2 protein-coding genes are annotated in these 1,066 nt (G+C 64.0%); both read left to right on the top strand.

Annotated elements, in window-relative coordinates:
- Positions 1 to 366 (top strand): UDP binding domain-containing protein (locus AB4083_RS22875; RefSeq protein ID WP_441610799.1); only part of this gene is annotated, 366 nt, incomplete at its 5' end.
- Positions 366 to 1,066 (top strand): NAD-dependent epimerase/dehydratase family protein (locus tag AB4083_RS22880; protein WP_441610800.1); only part of this gene is annotated, 701 nt, incomplete at its 3' end. The genes AB4083_RS22875 and AB4083_RS22880, both read left to right, overlap by 1 nt.

The following is a 1,066-nucleotide window of genomic DNA, read 5'->3' on the forward strand; positions in this document are numbered from 1 at the left end:
ATGGTGCGCAAGGGCATCAATCCGGTACGCGCGAAGGTGCTGGTGCTGGGGTTGGCGTTCAAGGAGAACTGCCCGGACCTGCGCAACACCCGCGTGATCGACATCGTGCAGGCGCTGCGTGGCTACAACGCGGAAGTGGATGTGCACGATCCGTGGGTGGATGCGGCCGAATGCGAGCATGAGTATGGGTTGGCAACGCTCGCTGCACCGGGGCAAGGCAACTACGACGCGGTGATCGTGGCGGTGGGCCATCGCCAGTTCAAGGCACTGGGCGGTGCGGGTATCCGCGCCTATGGCAAACCCGCATCGGTGGTGTATGACGTCAAGTACGTGCTGCCGCGCGACGCGGTGGACGGGAGGTTGTGATGAAGGTGTTGGTGACTGGCACGGCGGGTTTCGTCGGCTCGCACGTGGCGCGCAAGCTGCTGGCGCGGGGCGATGAGGTGATTGGCCTGGACAACCTCAACGACTATTACGACGTGGGGTTGAAGAAGGCGCGTCTGGCGCGGGTGCAGGCTTATCCGGGTTATACGCACGTCAACGCGGACCTTGCCGATCGTGACGCGGTAGAGAAGTTGTTCGCCACGCATAAGCCCGAGCGCGTGGTGAATCTCGCGGCGCAGGCCGGCGTGCGCTATGCGGCGACCAACCCGCACGTGTACGTGAGCAGCAACGTCACCGGCTTCCTGCACATCCTGGAAGGTTGCCGCCACCACGGCGTGCAGCATCTGGTGTTCGCGTCGACCAGCTCGGTCTACGGTGCCAACCGCGACCTGCCGTTCTCGGAGCATCGCCCGGCGGAGCATCCGCTGACCTTGTATGCGGCGACCAAGAAAGCGAACGAACAGATGGCGCACAGCTACGCGCACCTGTACGGCATACCGGCCACGGGGCTGCGCTTTTTCACGGTGTACGGTCCGTGGGGCCGGCCGGATATGGCGCTGTTCCTGTTCACCAAGGCGATCCTGGCCGGCGAACCGATCCGGGTGTTCAACGAAGGACGGCACAAGCGCAGCTTCACCTACATCGATGACATCGTCGAAGGCGTGGTGCGTGCGCTGGATAC

Source organism: Dyella sp. 2RAB6 (assembly GCF_052115385.1).
Classification (GTDB): Bacteria; Pseudomonadota; Gammaproteobacteria; order Xanthomonadales; family Rhodanobacteraceae; genus Dyella_D.